This is a genomic window from Streptomyces sp. NPDC006450 (genome assembly GCF_040612195.1).
Taxonomy (GTDB): domain Bacteria; phylum Actinomycetota; class Actinomycetes; order Streptomycetales; family Streptomycetaceae; genus Streptomyces.
Genome location: NZ_JBEXPT010000084.1, coordinates 1 through 18,187 on the forward strand (window position 1 = coordinate 1; position 18,187 = coordinate 18,187).

General features: G+C 71.2%; 17 protein-coding genes and 1 riboswitch. Of the genes, 4 read left to right on the forward strand and 13 right to left on the reverse strand.

The features are described 5' to 3' along the window. Positions 1 to 163: 163 nt before the first annotated feature. Positions 164 to 1,144, reverse strand: a complete 981-nt coding sequence (locus ABZY57_RS22725) for a helix-turn-helix domain-containing protein (RefSeq protein WP_356514666.1) — start codon at positions 1,142 to 1,144, stop codon at positions 164 to 166. A 126-nt stretch (positions 1,145 to 1,270) separates the two neighbouring features. Here ABZY57_RS22725 and ABZY57_RS22730 point away from each other — a divergent pair, with 126 nt between their 5' ends. Continuing rightward, the gene (locus tag ABZY57_RS22730; RefSeq protein ID WP_356514668.1) at positions 1,271 to 2,194 is read left to right on the forward strand and encodes an NADP-dependent oxidoreductase; all 924 of its coding nucleotides are present in this window, start codon (positions 1,271 to 1,273) and stop codon (positions 2,192 to 2,194) included. Positions 2,195 to 2,271: 77 nt separating this feature from the next. Here the strand turns inward: ABZY57_RS22730 and mnmA are convergent, their stop codons facing one another. Further along, positions 2,272 to 3,405, reverse strand: a complete 1,134-nt coding sequence (gene mnmA / locus ABZY57_RS22735; protein WP_356514670.1) for a tRNA 2-thiouridine(34) synthase MnmA — start codon at positions 3,403 to 3,405, stop codon at positions 2,272 to 2,274. Positions 3,406 to 3,475: 70 nt separating this feature from the next. Here mnmA and ABZY57_RS22740 point away from each other — a divergent pair, with 70 nt between their 5' ends. Next, a complete protein-coding gene (locus tag ABZY57_RS22740; RefSeq protein ID WP_356514672.1) occupies positions 3,476 to 4,180 on the forward strand; it encodes a peptidoglycan recognition family protein in 705 nt (234 codons plus the stop codon). Here the strand turns inward: ABZY57_RS22740 and ABZY57_RS22745 are convergent. The 11 genes from ABZY57_RS22745 to ABZY57_RS22795 all read right to left on the reverse strand — a co-directional run bounded on the left by ABZY57_RS22745 (position 4,177) and on the right by ABZY57_RS22795 (position 16,134). After that, positions 4,177 to 5,340, reverse strand: coding sequence for a cysteine desulfurase family protein (locus ABZY57_RS22745; protein WP_356514674.1), 1,164 nt, complete (start codon positions 5,338 to 5,340; stop codon positions 4,177 to 4,179). The genes ABZY57_RS22740 and ABZY57_RS22745 overlap by 4 nt on opposite strands. 94 nt (positions 5,341 to 5,434) lie before the next feature. Next, positions 5,435 to 6,304, reverse strand: a complete 870-nt coding sequence (locus ABZY57_RS22750; protein ID WP_356514676.1) for a thioesterase family protein — start codon at positions 6,302 to 6,304, stop codon at positions 5,435 to 5,437. Positions 6,305 to 6,373: 69 nt separating this feature from the next. Beyond that, positions 6,374 to 7,030 (reverse strand): trimeric intracellular cation channel family protein, encoded by a 657-nt coding sequence (locus ABZY57_RS22755; protein WP_356514678.1) that lies wholly within the window; start codon positions 7,028 to 7,030, stop codon positions 6,374 to 6,376. Between the two features lie 109 nt (positions 7,031 to 7,139). Next, a complete protein-coding gene (locus tag ABZY57_RS22760) occupies positions 7,140 to 8,243 on the reverse strand; it encodes a dipeptide ABC transporter ATP-binding protein (protein WP_356514680.1) in 1,104 nt (367 codons plus the stop codon). A gap of 5 nt (positions 8,244 to 8,248) precedes the next feature. Beyond that, the gene (locus ABZY57_RS22765) at positions 8,249 to 9,370 is read right to left on the reverse strand and encodes an ABC transporter ATP-binding protein (protein ID WP_356514682.1); all 1,122 of its coding nucleotides are present in this window, start codon (positions 9,368 to 9,370) and stop codon (positions 8,249 to 8,251) included. Further along, entirely contained in the window at positions 9,367 to 10,365 is a 999-nt protein-coding gene (locus ABZY57_RS22770) for an ABC transporter permease (RefSeq protein WP_356514684.1), read from the reverse strand. The genes ABZY57_RS22765 and ABZY57_RS22770 overlap by 4 nt, the downstream gene beginning before the upstream one ends. A 126-nt stretch (positions 10,366 to 10,491) precedes the next feature. Beyond that, complete coding sequence (locus ABZY57_RS22775) at positions 10,492 to 12,255, reverse strand: ABC transporter substrate-binding protein (RefSeq protein ID WP_356514708.1); 1,764 nt, start codon at positions 12,253 to 12,255, stop codon at positions 10,492 to 10,494. Positions 12,256 to 12,372: 117 nt separating this feature from the next. Beyond that, positions 12,373 to 13,368 (reverse strand): ABC transporter permease, encoded by a 996-nt coding sequence (locus ABZY57_RS22780; protein WP_356514686.1) that lies wholly within the window; start codon positions 13,366 to 13,368, stop codon positions 12,373 to 12,375. Positions 13,369 to 13,795: 427 nt separating this feature from the next. Beyond that, positions 13,796 to 14,536, reverse strand: coding sequence for an enhanced serine sensitivity protein SseB C-terminal domain-containing protein (locus tag ABZY57_RS22785; protein ID WP_356514688.1), 741 nt, complete (start codon positions 14,534 to 14,536; stop codon positions 13,796 to 13,798). Between the two features lie 67 nt (positions 14,537 to 14,603). Continuing rightward, positions 14,604 to 15,314 (reverse strand): enhanced serine sensitivity protein SseB, encoded by a 711-nt coding sequence (locus ABZY57_RS22790; protein ID WP_356514690.1) that lies wholly within the window; start codon positions 15,312 to 15,314, stop codon positions 14,604 to 14,606. A gap of 130 nt (positions 15,315 to 15,444) precedes the next feature. Beyond that, the gene (locus tag ABZY57_RS22795; protein WP_356514692.1) at positions 15,445 to 16,134 is read right to left on the reverse strand and encodes an AAA family ATPase; all 690 of its coding nucleotides are present in this window, start codon (positions 16,132 to 16,134) and stop codon (positions 15,445 to 15,447) included. Positions 16,135 to 16,303: 169 nt separating this feature from the next. Next, positions 16,304 to 16,407: riboswitch (glycine riboswitch) on the forward strand. A 184-nt stretch (positions 16,408 to 16,591) separates the two neighbouring features. On the opposite strand from ABZY57_RS22795, the gene gcvT reads away from it, so the two are divergent. Further along, entirely contained in the window at positions 16,592 to 17,707 is a 1,116-nt protein-coding gene (gene gcvT, locus ABZY57_RS22800; RefSeq protein WP_356514694.1) for a glycine cleavage system aminomethyltransferase GcvT, read from the forward strand. A 93-nt stretch (positions 17,708 to 17,800) separates the two neighbouring features. Continuing rightward, positions 17,801 to 18,181, forward strand: coding sequence for a glycine cleavage system protein GcvH (gcvH, locus tag ABZY57_RS22805; RefSeq protein ID WP_356514696.1), 381 nt, complete (start codon positions 17,801 to 17,803; stop codon positions 18,179 to 18,181). The last annotated feature ends 6 nt before the right edge of the window (positions 18,182 to 18,187 follow it).

Sequence of the window (18,187 nt, forward strand, 5' to 3'; positions counted from 1 at the left end):
CCCCGAGTACCTCGCACGCCCCTCCGGCCGGCTCCAGCTGATCGTCGGCTACGAGGGCCCCGCCCCTGCCGCCCGGTCCGCCCTGCTGTGGTGGTTGCGCACGTGGTTCCCCCTGAGAAGAAGAATGCAGGGCCACGCAGTATGCCGATGTCCTGACGGTGCATCAATGGTGCGCAAGAGTAGAGGAGTTGGGCTGGAAAGTGCGTCGGTAGGCGATCGGCGAGATGCCGAGCGTGGCACGCATGTGCTGGCGCAGCGAGTTCGCGGAGCCGAAGCCGGAGCGGTGGGCCACCAGGTCGACGGGGAGGTCGCTGGACTCCAGCAACTGGCGTGCCGTTTCGAGGCGTTGGCCGGTGAGCCACTGCACCGGCGTCATGCCGACCTCGTCACGGAAGCGGCGGGTGAAGGTGCGCAGGCTCATCCGGGCGTGGGCGGCCAGCTCGGCCAGGGCGATCGGCTCGGCGAGGCGCTCCAGGGCCCAGGCCCGGGTGGCGGTCGTGGTGGCGACGGTGGGCTCGGGGACGGGCCGGACGATGTACTGGGCCTGCCCGCCGTCGCGCCACGGCGGGACCACGCACAGCCGCGCGGTGAGGTTGGCGACGGCACTGCCGTGGTCGGCGCGGACGAGGTAGAGCAGCAGGTCGATGCCGGCGGCCACCCCGGCCGAGGTGAGGATGTCGCCGTCGTCGACGAAGAGGACGTCCTCGTCGAGCTCGACCCGCGGGAAGGCGCGCCGGAACTCGGGCGCGTGGACCCAGTGGGTGGTGGCGGGCCGCCCGTCGAGCAGCCCCGCGGCGGCCAGCACCTCGGAACCGGTGCAGATCGACACGATGCGGGTGCCGGGACGGATCCGGGCGAGGGCGTCGGCGAGGACCTGCGGCAGCGGCTCGCCCCGCAGGAGCCCGGGCATCGAGTGGGTGGGCGGGACGATCACGGTGTCGGCGGTCGCGAGGGCCTCGGGCCCGGCGCCGACACCGATGGTGAATCCCGCGTCGGTGGCCACGGGCAGGCCGTCCGGGGTGCAGACGGTGACCTCGTACAGGAAGCTCCCGCCCGGGCCGCGGGCGTTCCCGAAGACCCGCGAGGGCATGCCGAGCTCGAACGGGGCGACGCCCTCCAGGGCGAGTACGGCTACACGGTGCATGGCCAGATTCTGTCACATGGTGGCCATTCGGCCACCACCACGCGGGCCGGTGCCGGGCCAAGCTGGTGCCGTCGGCCGGGGAAACCGGCACGTGAGAGCAGACCGAGCACGATCAGGGAGACATTCATGCGCGCCATCGTCGTCAGCCAGTGGGGCGGACCCGAGGTACTGACCGAGACCGACCTGGACCGCCCGGAGCCGGGCCTGGGCGAGATCCTGGTACGGGTCCACGCGGCCGGGGTGAACCCGGTGGACTGGAAGACCCGCGCCTCCGGCGCCCTCATCGCCTGGGGGCCCGTCCCGGCCGTCGGCTGGGACGTGTCCGGCACGGTCGAGGCCGCCGGCCCCGGCGTGACGATGTTCCAGCCGGGCGACGAGGTCTTCGGCATGCCGCGCTTCCCGAACCAGGCGGGCGCCTACGCCGAGTACGTGACGGCTCCGGCCCGGCACTTCGCCCGCAAGCCCGCCGCGATCGACCACGTCCGGGCGGCCGCGCTGCCGCTGGCCTCGCTGACCGCCTGGCAGGCGCTGACCGACACCGCGGACCTGCGGGCCGGGCAGCGGGTCCTGGTGCACGCGGCGGCCGGCGGGGTCGGGCACTTCGCCGTCCAGATCGCCAAGGCGCTCGGTGCGTACGTGATCGGTACGGCGAGCGCCTCGAAGCACGAGCTCGTGCGTTCCCTCGGGGCCGACGAGATGATCGACTACCGGACCACCGCCTTCGAGGACGTGGTCTCGGACGTCGACGTGGTGATCGACGGCATCGGGGGCGACTACGGGGCGCGGTCCTTGAAGGTGCTGCGCCCCGGCGGGCACCTGATCACCCTGACCGGCCCCGACCAGGTACCGGCGGAGGCGGAGGGCTTCCGCACCGGTTGGACCCTGGTCGAGCCGGACCACGCGGGGCTCAGGGCCGTAGCCGCCCTGGTGGAGGAGGGGAAGCTGCGGCCGGTCGTCGACACGGTGCTCCCCTTGGCCGAGGCCGCGAAGGCCCACGAGATCGGCGAGCAGGGCCGGACCACCGGCAAGATCGTCCTGACGGTGGCCTGACCGTGGCCTGACCCGCCGGACGGACCGACCGGGGCCGCCGGACCGACCGGGGGCCGCCGGAGCTGCCCCGACGGGTCCTAGACGCCCGCGGTCGCCCGGGTCGTCGCGGAGATCGTGGCGGAGCCGACCACGCGCGTGCCGTCGTAGAGGACGATCGCCTGGCCGGGGGCCACGCCGCGGACCGGTTCGGTGAAGGAGACGCGCAGCTCGCCGTCCACGAGCTCGGCGAAGACCTCGGTCTCGCCGCCGTGGGCGCGCAGCTGGGCGGTGTAGGTGCCCGGGGCGGCGGCCGTGGAGCCGCACCAGCGGGGGCGGATCGCGGTGAGGGCGGTGACGTCGAGGGCCTCGACGGGGCCGACGGTGACGGTGTTGTTCACCGGGGAGATGTCGAGGACGTAGCGCGGCTTGCCGTCGGGGGCCGGGTGGCCGATCCGCAGGCCCTTGCGCTGGCCGATGGTGAACCCGAAGGCGCCCTCGTGGGTGCCGACCTTCTCTCCGGTGGCCTCGTCGACGATGTCGCCCTCGGCCTTGCCCAGGCGGCCGGCGAGGAAGCCCTGGGTGTCGCCGTCGGCGATGAAGCAGATGTCGTGGCTGTCGGGCTTCTTCGCGACGGCCAGCCCCCGCTCCTCGGCCTCGGCGCGGATCTCTTCCTTGGTGGTGAGGGTGTCGCCGAGCGGGAAGAGCGCGTGGGCGAGCTGCTTCTCGTCGAGCACGCCGAGGACGTAGGACTGGTCCTTGGCCATGTCGGAGGCGCGGTGCAGCTCGCGCGTGCCGTCCTCGTTCAGGACGACGGTGGCGTAGTGGCCGGTGCAGACGGCGTCGAAGCCGAGGGCGAGGGCCTTGTCGAGCAGCGCGGCGAACTTGATCTTCTCGTTGCAGCGCAGGCAGGGGTTCGGGGTGCGCCCGGCCTCGTACTCGGCGATGAAGTCCTCGACGACGTCCTCGCGGAAGCGCTCGGCGAGGTCCCAGACGTAGAAGGGGATGCCGATGACGTCGGCGGCGCGGCGGGCGTCGCGGGAGTCCTCGATCGTGCAGCAGCCGCGGGCTCCGGTCCGGAAGGACTGCGGGTTCGCGGAGAGGGCGAGGTGGACGCCGGTCACGTCGTGCCCGGCTTCGACGGCGCGGGCCGCGGCGACGGCGGAGTCCACACCGCCGGACATGGCGGCCAGGACGCGGAGGGGGCGGGGGACGCTCGGCAGGTTCTCAGTCATAGCACCGTCCAGGGTACGGGGGAACCGCGCGGGGTCACAGCGCGTTCTCGGTGACAGGGGGTGGATCACGATGGGGACCAAGAGCGGCAAGGGCGGTACGGGGGCCGGGGCCGGGACGGGCGCGGGGCGCAAGCGGCCCGGGCGGACCCGCAGGGCGGTGCTGTTCGGCGGGCTCGGGGTGCTGACGGCCGCGGCGGTCGCCGGGCGCGAGGAGATCGGGCGGGCCTGGTGGCTGGTGCCGGGGGTGTCCAAGCCGCGGCAGGACGGCGAGCTGGACCACGCGGGAGCGTCCTGGACGGCGGCCTCTCCGGCGAACTGGCGGCTGGCGGACCGGCCCGCGGACTACCGGGTGGACCGGATCGTGGTGCATGTCACCCAGGGCGGCTTCAAGTCCTCGGTGGACGCCTTCAGGAATCCGTTCCACCGGGCGTCGGCGCACTACATCGTCGGCCAGGACGGCCACATCGAGCAGATGGTGCGCGAGCTCGACGTCGCCTTCCACTCGGGCAACCGCTCCATGAACGAGCGCAGCATCGGCATCGAACACGTCGGGTTCGTGGACCGGCCGAAGGACTTCACGGACGCGATGTACGGGGCTTCGGCGCGGCTCGCCGCCGACGTCTGCAAGCGGTACGGGATACCCGCCGACCGCAAGCACTTCCTCGGCCACTCCGAGGTGCCGGGAGCCGACCACACGGACCCCGGCCGCCACTGGGACTGGGGCCGCTACCTCCGCATGGTCGACGAGGCGGGAGCAGCCGCCCGGACGCCCTAGCTCAGCCCCGCCGTGCGGGCACGGGCCACGGCCGGTCCGATGGCCGCCGCGACCGCGTCCACGTCGGCCTTCGTGGAGGTGTGGCCGAGGGAGAAGCGCAGGGTGCCCCGGGCCAGGCGCGGGTCGGTGCCGGTGGCCAGCAGCACGTGGCTGGGCTGCGCCACGCCGGCCGTGCAGGCGGAGCCGGTGGAGCACTCGATGCCCTGGGCGTCGAGCAGGAGCAGCAGGGAGTCCCCCTCGCAGCCGGGGAAGCTGAAGTGGGCGTTGGCGGGGAGCCGGCCGTCCGGGTCTCCGCCCAGGACCGCGTCGGGGACCTCGCGGAGCACGGCGTCGACGAGTGCGTCGCGCAGGGCGCCGATCTCGGTGGCGAACCGTTCGCGGCGCTCGGCGGCGAGGACGGCGGCCACCGCGAAGGCGGCGATGGCGGGGACGTCGAGGGTGCCGGAGCGGACGTGCCGCTCCTGGCCTCCGCCGTGCAGGACGGGTACGGGGCTCTGGTCGCGGCCGAGCAGCAGCGCGCCGATCCCGTAGGGTCCGCCGACCTTGTGGCCGCTCACGGTCATGGCGGCGAGTCCGCTGTCGCCGAAGCGGACGTCGAGCTGGCCGAAGGCCTGGACCGCGTCGGAGTGCAGCGGGACGCCGGACTCGCGTGCCACGGCGGCCAGTTCGGCGATCGGCATGACCGTGCCGATCTCGTTGTTGGCCCACATGACGGTGGCGAGGGCGATGTCCTCGGGGCCCCGCTCGATCGCCTCGCGGAAGGCATCGGGGTGCACGCGGCCGTAGCGGTCCACGGGCAGGTACTCGACCTGCGCCCCTTCGTGCTCGGCGAGCCAGTGCACGGCGTCGAGGACCGCGTGGTGCTCCACGGGGCTGGCGAGGACGCGGGTCCGGGCGGGATCGGCGTCGCGGCGGGCCCAGTAGAGCCCCTTGACGGCGAGGTTGTCGGCCTCCGTGCCGCCGGCGGTGAAGACCACCTCGCTCGGACGGGCCCCGAGTGCGTCGGCGAGGGCCTCACGGGCCTCCTCGACGGTGCGGCGGGCGCGGCGGCCGGCGGCGTGCAGGGAGGACGCGTTGCCCGTGACGGCGAACTGCGCGGTCATCGCCGCAGCGGCCTCCGGCAGCATCGGGGTGGTGGCGGCGTGGTCGAGGTAGGCCATGATCCCCCGATTCTACGAGTCCCCCACACCCGCGGTCCCCCGCCGGGGCCCGGGAAGCGCCCGCCGGGGCCGGCGGGCGCTCCGTCCCGGTGCGTCAGGAGGGCTTCGGCGCCAGGCGCGGAGCGCTCGCCAACTGGCGGGACTGGGCCACCAGCCGGTCCGCGGAGTCCCAGACCTCCGCGTCCTCCTCCAGGAAGCCGCCCGCCAGGTTCCGCGTGGTGATCGACACCCGGAGCGGACCGGGCGCGGGCCGGTGGCGGATGTGGGTGGTGAGTTCCACGGTGGGGGTCCAGCCGAGCAGGCCGAGGTCGAAGGAGGTCGGCGGGAGCGCGTCCACCGCCAGGAGGAGGGAGAAGGGGTCCGCGTCCCGGCCGTCGGCGAGCTCGAACCAGGAGCGCATCTCGCCCTTGCCCGAGGGCTGTCCGATGGCCCAGCCGGCGGTCGCCGGGTCCAGGCGCAGCCGGAGCCGGTCCACGATCGCCGAGCTGCCGGGGATCGGGGCCGGGCCGGCCTCGGGGCCGAGGCAGTCCTCGTAGGCGGGGATGACGGGCGGCAGGGCCGTGGTGTGGACGGAGTCCGGGAGCGCCGCGAGGTCGCCGTAGGAGGCCAGGACGCGGATCCGCTCGATCTCGGCGCCGCTCTCGTCGAACTGGAACAGGGAGGCCTGCCCGGTGGAGAGGGTGCGGCCGACCCGCACGACCTCGGTGCGGATCACGGCGGGGCCGGGGACCGACGAGGTCAGGTAGTGCGCGGAGACCGTGAAGGGGTCCGGGTGCGGCAGGGCCGACGAGAGGGCGCGGCCGACGAGGGCCAGGAGGTAGCCGCCGTTGACGGCGGTGATGATCGTCCACCCGGCGGAGAGGTTCGCGTCGTACACCCCGGGCTCGCCCGCACGGGCGGTGACGCTGGTGTCGCGGTCGAACTCGCTGTCGCCGATGGACGCCTTGGCAGCTGCGTGTGACATGGAACGACCGTACACCGGCACCTTACTAAGCGGTAGCTTTCCTTGATGTGGCGACCGCTACGCCCGCGCCTACGGCTCCTCCGCCACGGACGAGCGGCGGTTCCAGGCGAGGGGCGCCCGCAAGTGGTAGCGCATGGCCAGCAGCCGCAGGACGAAGGTGGTGACGATCGCCAGGCCCGTCGTGACGGCGTTCAGGTTGTCGAAGCTGATGAAGAGCGCCACCATCGAGGCGCCGACGAGGGCCGGCACGGCGTACATCTCGCGGTCGCGCAGCAGCGAGGGCACCTCGTTGACGAGGACGTCGCGCAGCACGCCACCACCCACGGCGGTCGCCACGCCGAGCGCGGCGGAGGCGGTGAGGCCCAGGCCGAACTCGTACGCCTTGGTGGTGCCCGTCACGCAGAACAGCCCGAGGCCGGCCGCGTCGAAGACGTTGATGGCGCGGTTGATGCGCTGGACCTCGGGGTGCAGGAAGAAGACGAGCGCGGCGGCGACCAGCGGTGTGACGAAGAACCCGAGATCGCTGAAGGCGGCGGCGGGCGTGGCGCCGATGACGATGTCGCGGAACAGGCCGCCGCCGAGAGCGGTGACGAGCGCGAGGACGACGATGCCGAAGACGTCGAAGTTCTTGCGTACGGCGAGCAGGGCGCCGGCCGTGGCGAAGACGAAGATGCCCGCGAGGTCCAAGCCGTGCTGGACTCCGGGCGGGAAGAGATCGTGGAGCACGGGGGTCATTCTGCCGGTCGCCTCTCGGCGGGCCGGTCCGGGTGGGGGTCGGCCCTCGAAGCGCCGCGAACAGGTGCCGGCGGGGCTGTTCCCGCCCCGCCGGCGTCCGTCAGTCCGTCGGCTCCGTCACGGCGTCGGCCGCGCCCGGGAGAGCCGGGTCGCCCGGGGCCTGGTCCGGGGCGTTCTCCGGGTGGTGGCAGGCCACCTGATGGCCGGTCTTCAGCGCGACGAGCGGAGGCTCCTGCGTGGTGCAGACCTGCGTCGCCTTCCAGCACCGGGTGTGGAAGCGGCATCCGGAGGGGGGCGAGATCGGCGAAGGGACGTCGCCCTTGAGCAGGATGCGGCCGCTCTGCGCTCCGCGCCGGCGCGGGTCCGGCACCGGAACGGCCGACATCAGGGCCGTGGTGTACGGGTGCATGGGCGCCGTGTACAGGGACTTGTTGTCCGCGAGCTCGACGATCTTGCCGAGGTACATGACCGCGATCCGGTCCGAGACGTGCCGGATGACCGACAGGTCGTGGGCGATGATCACGTACGTGAGGCCGAGCTCCTCCTGGAGGTCGTCCAGCAGGTTGACCACCTGGGCCTGGATGGAGACGTCCAGGGCCGAGACCGGCTCGTCCGCCACGACGAGCTTCGGCTTCAGGGCCAGTGCGCGGGCGATGCCGATGCGCTGGCGCTGGCCGCCGGAGAACTCGTGCGGGTAGCGGTTGTAGTGCTCCGGGTTGAGGCCCACCAGGGAGAGGAGTCGCTGGACCTCCGCCTTGAGGCCGCCCTCCGGCTGGACTCCCTGGAGCTTGAACGGGGCGCTGACGATGGTGCCCACCGTGTGCCGGGGGTTCAGCGAGCCGTAGGGGTCCTGGAAGATCATCTGCACGTCGCGGCGCATCGGGCGCATGCCGGACACGCTCAGGTGCGTGATGTCCTTGCCCTCGAACTCGACCTTCCCGCCGGTCGGTTCGAGCAGCCGGGTGATCAGCCGGCCCATGGTCGACTTGCCGCAGCCGGACTCGCCGACGATGCCGAGGGTCTCACCGCGGCGGACGTCGAAGTCGATGCCGTCGACGGCCTTCACGGCCCCGACCTGGCGGCGCAGCAGCCCCTTGGAGATGGGGAAGTGCTTGACCAGTCCGGTCACCCTGAGCAGCGGCTCCGGGGAGTCCACCGCCTGGGCGGGGAGCACGGCCTGGGCGGACTCGCCCGTCTTGTTCATTTCGGTCACAGCTTCGGCGCAATCTCTTCGGTCCAGATCCGGTCCCGCTGCTCCGGGGAGAGGTGACAGGCGGCCCAGTGCCGGCCGGCGCCCTCCGCGGAGGTGTCGACGAGGGACAGCTCGGGCCGTACGGTCCGCGTGACGTCGTCCTTGGGCAGGTCGGCGTACGGGCACCGGGGGTTGAAGGCGCAGCCGCTCGGGATGTTGATCAGGCTGGGCGGCGAGCCCTTGACCGGAATGAGGCGCTCGGTCTGCTCCCGGTCGATGCGCGGCATGGAGCCGAGCAGGCCCCAGGTGTACGGGTGCCGGGGTTCGTAGAACACCTTCTCCGCGCTGCCCCGCTCCACGCACCGGCCGCCGTACATCACGAGGAGGTCGTCGGCCATCTCGGCGACCACGCCGAGGTCGTGCGTGATCATGATGACCGCGGAGCCGAACTCCTTCTGCAGGTCCCGGATCAGGTCGAGGATCTGCGCCTGGACGGTGACGTCGAGGGCGGTGGTCGGCTCGTCCGCGATGAGCAGTTCGGGGTTGTTGACCAGCGCCATCGCGATCATCGCGCGCTGGCGCATGCCGCCGGAGAACTCGTGCGGGTAGCTGTCGACCCGCTTGTGCGGCTCGGGGATGCCCACGCGGTCCAGGAGCTCGACGGCCCGCTTGCGGGCGGTCTTCTTGTCGGCCTTGTTGTGCACCCGGTAGGCCTCGGCGATCTGCTTGCCCACGGTGAAGTAGGGGTGCATCGCCGACAGCGGGTCCTGGAAGATCATCGCGATCTCCCGGCCGCGCAGCTTGCGGACCTCTTCCTCGGGGCTGGACAGCAGTTCCTTGCCGTCGAGCCAGATCTCCCCGGAGATCCGGGCCCGCTGGCGGCCGTACTGGCCGACCCGGTGCAGGCCCATGATGCCCAGCGAGGTCACCGATTTGCCGGAGCCGGACTCGCCGACGATACCGAGGGTCTTGCCCTTCTCCAGCGTGAAGGAGAGTCCGTCCACGGACTTGACCAGGCCGTCTTCCGTGGGGAAGTGCACCTTGAGGTCGCGTACGTCGAGGAACGCGGTGCCGGGCGCGCCGGGGGCGACGGGCTCGTTCAGTGCGCCCGTCACGGCGGGCGTCGTCGAATCGGTCATGACAGCCTCACTCGGGGGTCGATCACCGCGTACAAGAGGTCGACGACGAGGTTGGCCGCGACGACGAAGAAGGCGGAGATCAGGGTGATGCCGAGAATGACCGGCAGGTCGTGCTCGCTGATGGCGCGGACGGCGCTGTAGCCGAGGCCGTGCAGCGAGAAGGTGTACTCGGTGAGGACCGCGCCGCCCATCAGTGCGCCCAGGTCGAGACCCAGGACGGTCAGGATCGGCGTCATGGTCGAGCGCATCGCGTGCTTGCCGATGACGACGGGTTCCGTCAGCCCCTTGGCGCGCGCGGTGCGGATGTAGTCCTCGTTGAGCACTTCCAGCATGGTCGCGCGGGTGAGCCGCGCGTACATCGCCGCGTAGAGGAAGGCGAGCGAGATCCACGGCAGGACCATGCCGTTGAACCAGGTGCCCGGGTCCTCGGCGAAGGTCTTCTCCGGCCGTCCGAACCAGCCGAGCTGGTCGGAGAAGAAGGCGATGGCGAGCATGCCGGTGAAGTAGATCGGGAGGGAGACGCCGGCGAGGGCGAGGCCCATCGCCGAACGGTCCAGCACCGTACCGCGCTTGAGGGCGGAGATGACGCCTGCGGCGACACCGCCGATCACCCAGAGCACGACGGCACCGGCGGCGAGCGAGAGGGTGACGGGCAGCCAGTCGGTCAGCAGCGGCCACACCTCCTGCTCGGTCTTGAAGGAGTAGCCGAAGCAGGGCGCGGCGCATTGCGTGACGTCGTTGCCGTTGGCGTACGTACGACCCGCCACCAGCCCGACGACGAACTTGCCGAACTGGACGAGGATCGGGTCGTCGAGACCCATCTTCTGCCGGATGCCCTCGATGGCGGCGGGGTCGGACTGCTTGCCGACGAAGTACAGGGCCGGGTCCGTCCCGATCATCTTCGGGAAGAGGAAGAAGATTCCGAAGGTCACCAGCGAGATGACCAACAGCATGACGATGACGGCGAAGATCCGCCGGATGAGATATGCAAGCACTGCGCTCGGCCTGGCTGCGACCCGGGGACGCCCTCTTCTGGAGAGCGCCCCCGAGCCGCCGCCGCGGCCATCACCTGCCCTTCGTGCCTAGCGGGTGTGGCACTGGAACTGAATCGGACGGTTTGTCTACTGGACGCCGAGCGAGGCGTAGTCGTACCGGCCGTTGTACGCGTCGGACGTGTAGACGTTGGTCAGGCGGCTGCTGCGCCACGAGATCGTCTTGTCGTAGACGAAGGGCAGGTAGACCGCGGCCTCGGAGACCTTCTGGTTCATCTGCTTGTAGATCTCGCCGGCCTTGTTCGGGTCGGTCTCCGCGATGGCGTCGTCGAACAGCTTGTTGATCGCCGGGTCGTTGAGCTCGGAGAAGTTGTTGTTACCGCTCTGCAGGATGAAGCGGCCGTCGACCAGCGGCTGGGAGAAGCCCTGACCGGTCGGGAAGTCGGCGCCCCAGCCCATGATGATGATGCCGTAGCCCTTCTCCTTGACCACCTTCGGCGAACCGATGATGCCGGAGGTCTGGGCGCCGTCGAACTGGTCGACGTCGGCCTCGATGCCGACCTGCTTCAGGGCGTTCTGCAGGGAGACGGCCGTGGCGACCTCGACCGGCTTGTTGTTGCGGACCGCGATGGTGGTCTTGAAGCCGGTCTCCTTGCCACAGGCCTTCAGGGCGGCCTTGGCCTTCTCGACGTTCGGCTTGCCGTCGTTCTTCAGGACCTCGTACGGGTCGTACTTGCCGTCAGCGCCCTTGATGCCCAGCGGCAGCATGTTGGGGGCGATGTCGCCACCGGCCTGCGGGCCGCCGCGGGCGGTCTGCAGGGACTTCTTGTCGGCCGCGTAGATGACGGCCTTGCGGCACTCGACGTTGTCGAACGGCGCGACGGTCTGCGGCATCACGGCGTACCGGATGAAGCCGGTCTGGCCGTTGTCCAGGTTGTCCTTGTGGTCCTTCAGCGCGGTGGCGCGGGCCGCCTGGCCGATGCCGGTCGCGTTGATGTCCAGGTCGAACTCGCCGTTCATCAGGCGCTTGTCCATGTCGTCCGCGTTCGCCATGAACGTGACGGAGATGGTGTCCGGGAGCGCCTTGCGGATGGTGTCCGACTCGGGCTTCCAGTTCGTGTTGCGCGAGAGCTTCATGCTCTTGTTGGGCTCGTACGAGTCGATCTTGTACGGGCCGTTGGAGAAGGGCTTGAGGCCGTACTTGGCCGCGGTGTCCTTCTCCTGCTTGACCGGGCTGGCGGCCGGCATGGCCAGCATCTGCTCGAAGTCACCGTTGGGCTGCGGGAGCTTGAAGATGATGGTCTTCGCGTCCGGCGTCTCGATCGCCTTGAGGCCGAGCTTGTCCGGGGCGGTGTCCTTGTACGGACCCGGGTACTCGGTCTTCGGGTCGAGGACCTGCATCAGGTAGACCGGGCCGCCGGAGATGACGTCCTGGGCCCAGGTGCGCTCGATGCCGTACTTGATGTCCTGGGCGGTGACGGGGGTGCCGTCCTCCCAGGTCACGTTGTCCTTGAGGGTGTACTTGTAGGTCTTGCCGCCGTCGCTGATCTCCGCGTTGGCGGTGGCCAGGTCGGGGACGAGCTCGGTGCTCTTGCTGCCCGGCTCCGCCTTGAAGCTGACGAGCTGGCGGGCGTAGTAGCGGGAGAAGTCCCACATGAAGCCGTAGTAACCGCGCTGCGGGTCCCACGAGTCGGCTTCCTGGGTACCGACGAACTTGAGCTCGCCGCCCTTCTTGGTGGAAGCGTTGGCGATCTTGCCGATGGCGGCGTTGAAGCCGCCCGCCGCTGCCGGCTTGTCTTCCTTCGTCTTGCCGTCGTCGCCGCCACAGGCGGTCGCGGCCAGCATCGTCGCGAGCACGACGGCCGTGCCGGCGACGAGCCTGCGCTTGGACATGCGATGGGTAGTCACGATGCTCGCAACCCTCCGTTGTGATTCCGGTTCGAAGCCGGGTTCCGGTGTGCCCTGCGGTTCTGACCTACGGGTGCCCTGCGGGATGACCTGCGGGGACGGCTAACGGGAGCCCTTCGGGTCGAGGGCGTCGCGGACGCCGTCGCCGAAGAGGTTGAAGGCCAGCACGGTGATGAAGATCGCCATGCCGGGGAAGATCATGAAGAGCGGATCGTCCTCATAGGTCCGCACGGCCGTCGAGAGGGTCTCGCCCCAGGACGGCGTGGGCGGCTTGACGCCGACGCCCAGGAAGCTGAGCGCGGCCTCGGTCAGCACGTTGGTGGGGATCATCAGCGTCGCGTAGACGGTGATCGGCGCGACCAGGTTCGGGAGCAGCTCGCGGAACAGGATGTACATCCGGCCCGCGCCCAGGCTCCGCGCCGCCTCGACGTACTCCCGCTCGCGCAGCGACAGGGTCTGTCCGCGGACGATGCGGCCGATGTAGGGCCAGCCGAAGAAGCCGATCACCAGGACCAGTACGGCGATCCGCAGGCCCGATCCCTCGAAGCCCCAGAGCTTGGCCGGGACGACCGAGACCAGCGCGATGATGAAGAGCAGCTGCGGGAAGGCGAGCAGCAGGTCCATGACCCGGCTGATGGCCGCGTCGACCCAGCCGCCGAAGTAGCCGGCGACGATGCCGAAGAAGGTGCCCAGCGAGACCGCCACGAAGGCGGACAGGAAGGCGACCAGCAGCGAGATGCGGGCGCCGTAGACGATGCGGCTGAACACGTCGCGGCCGTTGACCGGCTCGACGCCCAGCAGGAAGTCGCCGCTCATGCCGCCGTAGTCGCCTGCCGGCAGGCCCAGCAGCGGGTCCAGCATGTCTTCGTGCAGTTCCTCCGGGGGGTGGCCGAACGCGCTGACGATCAGCGGCGCGAAGAGTGCGACGAGGATCAGCAGGAGCACGACGAAACCGCCGGCCAGCGCGACCTTGTCGCGCTTGAGCCGCATCCAGGCGATGCGGCCGGGAGAACGGCCTTCGATGGCCTTGGCGGGGACGTCGGCTACGGACACGGGTGCGGGTGTCTCCGCGCTCATGTCGTGCAGTGGTGCCGTCATCGTGGTGGGGACCCCTCTCGGCCGACGGGTGGGCCGGCCCATGCCCGCCGCTGTGGCGGCGTTGGTGCGGAGTGGCGCTCGGAGTGCGAGGTGCTGGTGCGCGAATTTCCTGCGGCGGGACAGTTCTTGGAGGACTGACCCGCTCTTGGGTGGGGAGTCTTCATCGGGCGCTCGATCAGCCGCCAGACCCGCAGGTGAATGGATGCGCAACCGTGATCTGAGGGTCGAGTTCCCGTTATCCGGACTTCACTGTCATCTCAGCGGAGCAAGACATCCTGTTCGGTATGGAATCGGACATGGCGCCCAACTCAGCCCACGGGCATGCCTATTGGGCGTACATCAGCGTCGAAATCAGGACAACGCAAAGGCCGCGCGGAACGACTGTTCCGTGCGGCCTTGGGTCCTATGTCTCAACGAGCGGGACGTCTCAGTAGGCGGGCGCCTGTCCCTCGCGGTCGTAGAAGGGACGGGTCTGCGCGCGCAGCCACATCGCCACCGGATCGTGCTCGTCCGCGAGCGCGACCGTGCAGACGGGCACCCCCTCGGGGACCGTCCCGACCGACTGGCGCATCATCTCCCGTACGGATTCCAGCGCGTGCGCGGAGGTGTCGTACAGGTCGAGCCCGACGGCGAGGTACGGGGACCCCAGCGCGGGCTGCACCCAGGCGCGCCGCAGCGAGCGCACGGCGGGCGTGCGGTGTGCGTGCTGCGTGAGCAGCCCGTAGAACTGCGGCAGCTCGATGGCGGGCTCGGACAGCCGCAGCGGGCCGGCCGGCATCCGGTCCAGCCCGGTGGCGATCCGGCGCAGGTCGGCCCAGGGAATGCCGACGCCGCCGCCCTGGGCGTGCGGATTGAGCCACAGCCCCCAGCGGTCGGGGTAGAGGGCGCGGGCGATGTCCCGGCCGGTGACCACCTCGTACCCGCGGTTCCAGCCGCTGGTGGCCAGCTCCTGCGGGGAGGTCACGCAGGGCGCGTACCCGAGGCCCTCGACCTCCATGCCGCCGTACTGGGCCTCCGGTGAGCCGGGCTGCCCCTGCCAGAGGAGCATCCACAGCCGTCCCTCGGCCAGGGCGTGCAGGAGGGACTCGTAGCTCTCGTAGCGCCCGGGAGTCACCTGGCGCAGCATGTGCTCGACCTGCCCGACCGCGGCCGTGCCTGACGCACTCACCCGGTACCCCTCTTCGTCTGTTCGTCCGCCCGTCGTCCACGCGTGTCGGCCACCAGCTTAAGCGTCACTACGGCAGGTAGAAGGGGCGTACGCGCGTGGTGATGAAGTCCACGACCGGGTCTTCCGCGGCGTCGAGCAGGATCAACTGCACCGGCCAGGGCGGTGGTACGCGGGTCAGGGCGCGGCCCAGCGCGTCCATCGGGGCGTTTCGCATCCCGGGCTCCCATCCCACCAGATGGACACCGATGTAGAGCTCCGGCGAGCCGCCCTCGACGCTCGCGAGGCAGCGGTGCGCGGACGCGACGACTCCGGTGGCCCGGAACTCCTCCGCGGCGGCGGTCAGGAACTCGACCGGGTCCTCCTGCCAGTCGGGCTCGAAGAGCCGGACCCGGCCACCGGTGGCCGGGCCGTCGAGCGGGCTGCGGCCGGTGCGGCAGAGTTCCGCGACGGCGGGCGGGGGCAGGGGCACGCCGACGGAGCCCTCGGGGTTGACCGCGAGGCCGAGCTGCGGGGGCATGCCCCGGGCGAAGTCCACGGCGGGGGCGACGGCGAAGTCCATGGTGGGTCCGGCGCAGGCGCGGAACTGCTCCTCGGAGCTGTAGACGGGCACGTAGGCGGCTCCGTCGATCTCCATGGTGGGCAGGCTCAGGCTGTTCACCCCGCCGGGCAGCGGGATCCACAGGTGGCTCCGCCCGAGCACCTCCAGGATCCGCCCCCCGGCGTCCGCCTGTCCGAGCGCCGCCCCGAGCACCTGCTCCAGCTCGTTACCCGGCCACATGTACGTCTCCGCTCGCTTGCCCTTGGTCTCGCCCCGAGATTAACGGGCGCCCGGGACACCTCCACCGGGGGCCGCCCGCGCGCCGCCGCCGTCGCTCCGCCGCCCGCGCGCCGCCGCCGGCTCACCGCCGCTAGCGGAAGCCGATGGACGTCAGCCGGGACGCCGCCGGGCGGTCCAGGAGGGTCACCGACGCGCAGCCGGCCGGCGGGCGGCCCGCCTCGGCCTCGCGCAGCAGCCGGGCCACCGCGCCCCGGTGCCGGGCGAAGGCGTACGCCGACACGCCCCGGCCCCGTGCCGCCTGCCCGGCCCGGGCCTCCTCCGGGGTGGTGTCCAGCAGCACCAGGTGCAGCGCGCGGCCGCGCCGCCGGGCCGCGGAGGCCAGCAGCGCCCGTACCCAGCTCTGCGTACCGCAGTCGTGGACGACGGCCGGGGCCCCGGAGCGGAGCACCCGCCACAGGCCCCAGTAGTGCGCGATCCGGACGGCCGGCCGGTACACCGCGTAGGGCAGGGCGGCCGGCATCCGGCGCTCCCAGCGCTCGCGGGCGTCCTGGGAGTCGATGCCGCCGCCCTCCGCGGCCCGCTTGATCAGGGTGGTCTTGCCGCCGCCGGGCAGTCCGGAGACCACCACGACGTCCCCGGCGGCGAAGCGGAGCCGTCGCGGGCCCTGGGCTCCGCGCAGGTCCCGTACGACTCCGGGCTCGCCCGCCGCACCGCCCGCCGCGGGATCCCGTACGACGCCGCGCTGCGTCGGCACCCCGGACACCGCACCCTCGACGGTGCCGGTGCCCGTCGTCGTCGCCAGTACTCCGAATCTCCGCACAGTGCTCGCCTCCCCCGATACGGGTCACCTGGACCCGTTCCCCCTGAGTGTAAAGAGACGGTAATCCGGCAGCGCCGGTTCCGCTCCGCTTGCGGACCCCCTCCCCCATTCGGCCGCACGCCGTGCAATGATGTGCGCCATCTGGACACCTAACTGCATACCGGCCGCTTGAATCCGCGCGGGAGAGTCCCGGCACGCCGCAAGGCGGTGCCCGGGCGCCGAAGGAGCAAGTACCTCCCTTGAATCTCTCAGGCCCCGTACCGCGTGGATGAGGCAGATCTGAAAAGCGAGCCGCGCCACCGCCCGTGAGGGCTGAGGCGACGGCTCCACCCAAGGTGCAAGTCGATGGCCTTCCCCTGGAAGCGGGGAACTCTCGGCGAACCTCTCAGGTTCCGATGACAGATGGGGAGGAACTCCTCCTCGTCATGTCATGCCCTGGGACCCGGGAGCCACACCCATGAGCACTGCCCCCCGCCTGACCGCCCTCGATGCGCTGCACCGTTCGCTCGGTGCGACCATGACCGATTTCGCGGGCTGGGACATGCCCCTGCGGTACGGCAGCGAGCGCGACGAGCACAACGCCGTCCGCACCAAGGCCGGCCTGTTCGACCTGTCCCACATGGGCGAGATCACGCTGACCGGCCCCGAGGCCGTCAAGGTCCTGGACTACGCCCTGGTCGGCAACATCTCCACCGTCGGCGTCGGCCGCGCCCGCTACACGCACATCTGCCAGGAAGACGGCGGAATCCTCGACGACCTGATCGTCTACCGCCTCGGCGAGACCGAGTTCATGGTCGTCGCGAACGCCTCCAACGCCCAGGTCGTCCTGGACGCGATCACCGAGCGCGCCGCCGGCTTCGACGCCGAGGTCCGCGACGACCGCGACGCGTACGCGCTGATCGCGGTGCAGGGTCCGGAGTCCCCCGGCATCCTCGCCTCCCTCACCGACGCCGACCTGGACGGGCTGAAGTACTACGCCGGCCTGCCCGGCACGGTCGCCGGGGTGCCCGCGCTGATCGCGCGTACCGGCTACACGGGCGAGGACGGCTTCGAGCTGTTCGTCGCCCCCGAGCACGCCGTGGAGCTGTGGCAGGCGCTGACCAAGGCGGGCGAGGGCGTCGGCCTGGTCCCGGCCGGCCTGTCCTGCCGCGACACCCTGCGCCTGGAAGCGGGCATGCCGCTGTACGGGCACGAGCTGACCACCTCGCTCACCCCGTTCGACGCGGGGCTGGGCCGGGTCGTGAAGTTCGAGAAGGAGGGCGACTTCGTCGGCCGCGCCGCCCTGGAGGCCGCCGCCGAGCGCGCCGCGACCAACCCGCCGCGCAAGCTGGTCGGCCTGATCGCCGAGGGCCGCCGCGTTCCGCGCGCCGGCTTCTCCGTGACCTTCGACGGCCAGGTCGTCGGCGAGGTCACCTCGGGCGCCCCGTCCCCGACGCTGGGCAAGCCGATCGCGATGGCCTATGTCGACGCGGCACACGCCGCGCCCGGCACCTCCGGCGTCGGCGTGGACATTCGCGGTACGCATGAGGCGTACGAGGTCGTGGCCCTGCCGTTCTACAAGCGGCAGAAGTAGCCCCGTACCGCACCTCGGCGCCCCGCGCCGTCTGCAGGACCTCTGCAGGACCACCGTTCGTATCCACTCCCCCGCATCCAGGAGAATCAGGTCATGAGCAACCCCCAGCAGCTGCGTTACAGCAAGGAGCACGAGTGGCTGTCGGTCGCCGAGGACGGCGTCTCGACGGTCGGCATCACGGAGTTCGCGGCCAACGCGCTCGGTGACGTCGTCTACGCCCAGCTTCCCGAGGTGGGTGACACGGTGACCGCGGGCGAGACCTGCGGCGAGCTGGAGTCGACCAAGTCGGTCAGCGACCTGTACTCCCCCGTCACCGGCGAGGTCGTCGAGTCCAACCAGGACGTCATCGACGACCCGGCCCTGGTGAACTCGGCCCCGTTCGAGGGTGGCTGGCTCTTCAAGGTGCGCGTCACGGTGGAGCAGGACGACCTGCTCTCCTCCGACGAGTACGACAAGCTCACCTCCGGCAACTGACCCAGG

Bases quoted from the DNA above. Each gene is read 5' to 3' on its own strand.
- mnmA (WP_356514670.1), bottom strand. From the start codon at position 3,405: ATGACTGAGAACCTGCCGAGCGTCCCCCGCCCCCTCCGCGTCCTGGCC.
- ABZY57_RS22760 (WP_356514680.1), bottom strand. From the start codon at position 8,243: ATGAACAAGACGGGCGAGTCCGCCCAGGCCGTGCTCCCCGCCCAGGCG.
- ABZY57_RS22750 (WP_356514676.1), bottom strand. From the start codon at position 6,304: ATGTCACACGCAGCTGCCAAGGCGTCCATCGGCGACAGCGAGTTCGAC.
- ABZY57_RS22780 (WP_356514686.1), bottom strand. From the start codon at position 13,368: ATGACGGCACCACTGCACGACATGAGCGCGGAGACACCCGCACCCGTG.
- ABZY57_RS22775 (WP_356514708.1), bottom strand. From the start codon at position 12,255: ATGTCCAAGCGCAGGCTCGTCGCCGGCACGGCCGTCGTGCTCGCGACG.
- ABZY57_RS22725 (WP_356514666.1), bottom strand. From the start codon at position 1,144: ATGCACCGTGTAGCCGTACTCGCCCTGGAGGGCGTCGCCCCGTTCGAG.
- ABZY57_RS22765 (WP_356514682.1), bottom strand. From the start codon at position 9,370: ATGACCGATTCGACGACGCCCGCCGTGACGGGCGCACTGAACGAGCCC.
- ABZY57_RS22790 (WP_356514690.1), bottom strand. From the start codon at position 15,314: ATGTGGCCGGGTAACGAGCTGGAGCAGGTGCTCGGGGCGGCGCTCGGA.
- ABZY57_RS22745 (WP_356514674.1), bottom strand. From the start codon at position 5,340: ATGGCCTACCTCGACCACGCCGCCACCACCCCGATGCTGCCGGAGGCC.
- gcvT (WP_356514694.1), top strand. From the start codon at position 16,592: ATGAGCACTGCCCCCCGCCTGACCGCCCTCGATGCGCTGCACCGTTCG.
- ABZY57_RS22740 (WP_356514672.1), top strand. From the start codon at position 3,476: ATGGGGACCAAGAGCGGCAAGGGCGGTACGGGGGCCGGGGCCGGGACG.
- gcvH (WP_356514696.1), top strand. From the start codon at position 17,801: ATGAGCAACCCCCAGCAGCTGCGTTACAGCAAGGAGCACGAGTGGCTG.
- ABZY57_RS22730 (WP_356514668.1), top strand. From the start codon at position 1,271: ATGCGCGCCATCGTCGTCAGCCAGTGGGGCGGACCCGAGGTACTGACC.